The following is a 4,512-nucleotide window of genomic DNA, read 5'->3' on the forward strand; positions in this document are numbered from 1 at the left end:
GCGGCCCCCCCCCCCCCCCCACACCCCCCCCCCCCCCCCCCCTTGCTCTTGGTGGTTGTGGGTTGGCGGTTCCACACCCCCCCAACCCCCCCCACGACCCCTTAGCTGAGCTTCTGCATGGCCGAGTTCAGCTTCTCAAGCGAGCTGGGGATCCCCAGCAGTGTCGGCGCGCGCAGCTGCGAGATCGCCTCCATGTCGATGACCAGGTAGTTGTTCTTCTTGATCGCCGGCAGGTCCTTGACGAGCTGGTTGTCCTCGATCGCCTTGCGCAGGTCCGGCGTGGTGTAGGCGATGACGATCAGGTCGGCGCCGAGCTTGTCGTACTGCTCGGGGCTGAGCGACCCGGTCGGGCTGCCCGCGGTCTCCTTGGTCGCCGTCAGCGCGGACGGGCTCAGCTGCAGGCCCAGCTCTTCGACGAACTTCACGGCGAAGTCGTCCTTCGACGCGAGGGTGAAGATCTTGCCGGGGGTGTTGCCGACGGAGACGGTGAACGTCTTGCCCGCCGCCTTCGGGTTGTCGGTCTTGACCTTCGCGATCTGCGCGGTGGTGTCGGCGATGAGCTTGTCGGCGTCACTGACCTTGCCGAGCGCCTTGCCGACGACCTGGACGTGCTGCTGCCAGCTCTGGCCGCCCCACTCCTTCTCATAGCCGATGGTCGGCGCGATCTTGTTCAGGTTCTCGTAGACCTTGTCAAGACCGAACGCGGCGGTTGCCAGGATCAGGTCCGGGTTCAGCTTGCCGACCTGCTCGGGGTCGAGGCCCGCGCCGGTGTTGACGATCTTGGTCTTGGCCGGGTCGAGCTTGCCCTTGAGCCAGGTGGCGACGCCGTCGACCTGGGTCTGGCTGTCGGAGAAGAATCCGACCGGGGTCACCCCGAGCGCGAGCACCGCGTCCAGGTCGTCGGTGTAGCTGCCGACCACGACGATGCGCTCAGGCGCCTTCGTGACGGTGGTGCTGCCGAACTTGTGGGTGATCGTCACCGGGAAGGCACCCGGCTGGGCTGACGAAGACCCGGCGGCAGGCGTCGTCGGCTTGTCTTTGACGTCATCGACACTGCCACACGCGACGAGGGAAAGAGCGAGCACACCTGCGGTGAGCCCGGCCAGTAGACGGCGGGACATAGGGGACCTTTCGGGGGTTTTCTTACTGGTGGGACTTGAGGTACCCGCCCATGGCGGGGAAGAACGCCGTGGCGTCGTGCTCGATGCCGTCGTCGGTGCGGACCCGCTCGATCAGCAGGCCATGCTTGTCGCCGCGGCGCGCGTCGGCGCCCGCGACGATGACGATGCCCTTGCCCTCGCGGATGAAGATCCGGCCGGGCGTGCCGCCGTAGCGGCCTTCGGACACCGACGCGGCGGTGATCCGCACCCGCTGTCCTTTGTGGAACGTGTAGGCGTTCGGGTACGGGTCGGACTGCGCGCGGACGAGGCGCTCGATGTCCTCGGCAGGCCAGGTCCAGTCGATGCGGCTGTCCTCGAGCGAACGCTTGTGGAAGAAGCTCGCCTTGCTGCGGTCCTGTTTGGTCAGCACGGCCTTGCCAGAGGCGAGCAGGCCGAGCGACTCGGCGACGATCGGGCCGATCAGGTCGACCGTCTTGTGGAACAGGTCGGTCGTGGTGTCACGCGGGCCGACCGCGACCGAGCGCTGCAGCACGATATCGCCGGCGTCGAGTTCGTCGTCCATCATGTGGGCGGTCACGCCGACCTCGGGCTCGCCGTTGATCAGCGCCCAGATCAGCGGGGAGAAGCCCGCGTAGGCGGGCAGCAGCGAGTCGTGCACGTTGAGCGTGCCGAGGCGGGGGAGCGTGAAGATCTCCGGCGGCAGCCAGGTGCGCCAGTTGTTCGCGACGATCAGGTCGAGGTCGGCGGCACGGAGTTCGTCGAGCAGGTCGTCGGGCCGGTTGCGGAGCAGTACCGGGATGTCGTGCTCGGCGGCCAGGTCGGCGACGGAGTCGGACCAGATCTTCTCGTAGGCGTGGTCGCTGGCCTGGTGGGTCACGACCAGCGCGACCTCGTGCTCCGACTCGATGAGTGCCTGCAGGGTGCGGTGGCCCCAGGTCTGGTAACCGAACAGCGCGACCCGCATGGGTCTCCTCCTTGACGTCTGGGCTCGGCAAACCCCGCAAGTGAAGCAAGCCTAACCTAATCACGCAAGGCTTCCGTGCGGGATGAACGTCACCCTCGAATGCACTAGCTGAGGCTAGCCTAACTTAGGTTAGGGTTTCCTCTGACAACGTCTCTGCGAGGGGAATCAAATGCCACAAGCTCTGCCCGGTGACCACGTTCCTGTGTACGACGTCGTCGGTGTCGGCTTCGGTCCCTCCAACCTCGCGCTGGCGATCGCGCTGACCGAGCACAACGCGACCGCCGCGCAGCCGGTCACGGCGCACTTCCTGGAGAAGCAGGTCCGCTTCGGCTGGCACCGGGGGATGCTGATCGACACCGCGACCATGCAGGTGTCGTTCATGAAGGACCTGGTCACCATGCGCAATCCGACCAGCTCGTTCTCCTTCCTCGCCTACCTGCACGACAAGGACCGGCTGGTCGACTTCATCAACCACAAGAACCTGTTCCCGCTGCGGGTCGAGTTCCACGACTACTTCGAGTGGGCCGCCGCCAAGGTCGACGACCTGGTCTCGTACTCGTCCGAGGTGACCGAGGTGCACCCGGTCGTGGCCGACGGCGTCATCGAGTACTTCGACGTCCGCGCGGTCGTCAACGGCGAGGACAGCGAGTTCCGCGCGCGCAACCTGGTACTGGGGACCGGTTTGCGCCCGAACCTGCCCGAGGGCGTCACGCGGACCGACCGCGTCTGGCACAACCACGAGCTGCTGCACCGCGTCGACGAGCTGAAGTCCGCTTCCCGCTTCGTCGTGGTCGGCGCCGGCCAGAGCGCCGCCGAGGTCACCGCGCTGCTGCACGACAGGTTCCCGGAGGCCGAGATCTGCGGGGTCTTCTCCCGCTACGGCTACAGCCCGGCCGACGACAGCTCGTTCGCGAACCGCATCTTCGACCCCGAGGCAGTCGGGCATTTCTACGACGCGCCGGAGGAGGTCAAGGAGCGGCTGATGCGCTATCACGGCAGCACCAACTACTCCGCGGTCGACATCGAACTGATCGACGACCTGTACAAGCGCGTCTACCGCGAGAAGGTGCTCGGCGTGGAGCGGCTGCGGCTGTTCAACGTCTCGCGCCCGGTGGCGGTCAAGGAAAACGAGTCTGGCGTGCAGGTCACCGTCGAGTCCCTGGTGGACCGCGCGCAGACCGTGCTCGACGCGGACCACGTCATCTACTCGACGGGCTACCAGCCCGCGGACGCGTCGCCGCTGTTCGGCTCGCTGGAGTCGTTCTGCAAGCGCGATGACGCCGGTCGCCTTGTCGTCGAGCGTGACTACCGGGTGCGCGCGTCGGCTTCGCTGCGCGGTGGCATCTACCTGCAGGGCGGCACCGAGCACACGCACGGCATCACGTCTTCGCTGCTGTCGAACACGGCCGTGCGCGTCGGCGAGATTCTCGGCTCGATCCTGGACCGCCGGCCGGTGCCTGCGGAGGAGCCCGTCTACGCCGTCAGCGGGCGCTGACCTTCTCGGGCGCTGGCTCGCCGAAGCGGGCCAGCGCCAGCGCCGCCGCGACCGCGAGCACGAACCCGGCGATCGCGACCGGCGCGAGCCCGGCCCGCGTCCGGTCGCCGAGCACGATCACGCCGATGAGACTCGGCAGCACCGTCTCGCCGATGACCATCATCGCGGTCGCCGTGGTCACCCCGCCGCGCTGCAAAGCGCTGGCGTAGAACAACATCGCGAGCCCTCCTGCCACCGCGACGGTGTACACGGCCGGGTCCGTGAGCAGGTCCAGCGGCGCCACGCTCGGGATGATCCGCCCCGCGACGGCCACCATCCCGAAGCACAACCCGGCGATCAGCCCCAGCGCGGGCGTCCTGACGCTCTCCTTGGCCCGCCCCAGCAGCATCCCCGCGATGCCGAGAACCACGACCGTGGCGCCGAGCCCGATGTGGAAGGCGGTCCCGACGGTCGAGGTGCCCTCGCTCTCGGCCGACGCGCCGAGCAACGCGAGCCCGAGGCAGACCACGACGATGGCCGTCCATTCGCGACGCCCGAGCCGCACCCCGAGCTTGATCGCGGCCACCGCGGTCACCGCCAGGCTCGCCGCGAGCGCGGACTGCACCACGAACAACGGCAAGGTCTGCAACGCCGCCAGCTGCGCCACGAACCCGAGCACGTCGAGCCCCAGCCCGGCCAGGAACTTCCACTGCTTGAGCACCCGCATCAGCAGGCGCGGGTCGACCCGGTCGCCGTCGCCCTCGGTCGCGCGGGCCGCGACGGCCTGCATCACCGACGCGATCCCGTACGCGCAGGCGGCCAGCAACGCGCAGATCAGTCCCCACCACATGTGATCACCCTATGCCTGACCGGGGTCGTGAGTGGTACGGCCGGGTCAAAACGGTGAAACCACTCACGCCCCCCGCCACGGCGGTCCCGAGGAACCCGCCCCC

General features: G+C 68.2%; 4 protein-coding genes. 1 reads left to right on the plus strand and 3 read right to left on the minus strand.

Features of this window, described 5'->3' with window-relative positions:
* Positions 1-101 precede the first annotated feature (101 nt).
* Both ACFV15_RS18605 and ACFV15_RS18610 read right to left on the minus strand, forming a co-directional pair.
* Positions 102-1,121 (minus strand): iron-siderophore ABC transporter substrate-binding protein, encoded by a 1,020-nt coding sequence (locus ACFV15_RS18605; RefSeq protein WP_378351703.1) that lies wholly within the window; start codon positions 1,119-1,121, stop codon positions 102-104.
* A 22-nt stretch (positions 1,122-1,143) separates the two neighbouring features.
* The gene (locus ACFV15_RS18610) at positions 1,144-2,085 is read right to left on the minus strand and encodes a methionyl-tRNA formyltransferase (RefSeq protein WP_378351704.1); all 942 of its coding nucleotides are present in this window, start codon (positions 2,083-2,085) and stop codon (positions 1,144-1,146) included.
* A 169-nt stretch (positions 2,086-2,254) separates the two neighbouring features.
* Here ACFV15_RS18610 and ACFV15_RS18615 point away from each other — a divergent pair, with 169 nt between their 5' ends.
* Positions 2,255-3,580 (plus strand): lysine N(6)-hydroxylase/L-ornithine N(5)-oxygenase family protein, encoded by a 1,326-nt coding sequence (locus ACFV15_RS18615; protein ID WP_378351705.1) that lies wholly within the window; start codon positions 2,255-2,257, stop codon positions 3,578-3,580.
* On the opposite strand, the gene ACFV15_RS18620 is transcribed toward ACFV15_RS18615, so the two are convergent.
* Positions 3,567-4,409, minus strand: a complete 843-nt coding sequence (locus tag ACFV15_RS18620; RefSeq protein WP_378351706.1) for a hypothetical protein — start codon at positions 4,407-4,409, stop codon at positions 3,567-3,569. The genes ACFV15_RS18615 and ACFV15_RS18620 overlap by 14 nt on opposite strands.
* Positions 4,410-4,512: the final 103 nt, after the last annotated feature.

Source organism: Amycolatopsis sp. NPDC059657, assembly GCF_042734395.1.
GTDB lineage: Bacteria > Actinomycetota > Actinomycetes > Mycobacteriales > Pseudonocardiaceae > Amycolatopsis.

Excerpts from the sequence above, each read along its gene's own strand:
- ACFV15_RS18605 (WP_378351703.1), bottom strand. The coding sequence starts at position 1,121 with ATGTCCCGCCGTCTACTGGCCGGGCTCACCGCAGGTGTGCTCGCTCTT.
- ACFV15_RS18610 (WP_378351704.1), bottom strand. The coding sequence starts at position 2,085 with ATGCGGGTCGCGCTGTTCGGTTACCAGACCTGGGGCCACCGCACCCTG.
- ACFV15_RS18615 (WP_378351705.1), top strand. The coding sequence starts at position 2,255 with ATGCCACAAGCTCTGCCCGGTGACCACGTTCCTGTGTACGACGTCGTC.
- ACFV15_RS18620 (WP_378351706.1), bottom strand. The coding sequence starts at position 4,409 with ATGTGGTGGGGACTGATCTGCGCGTTGCTGGCCGCCTGCGCGTACGGG.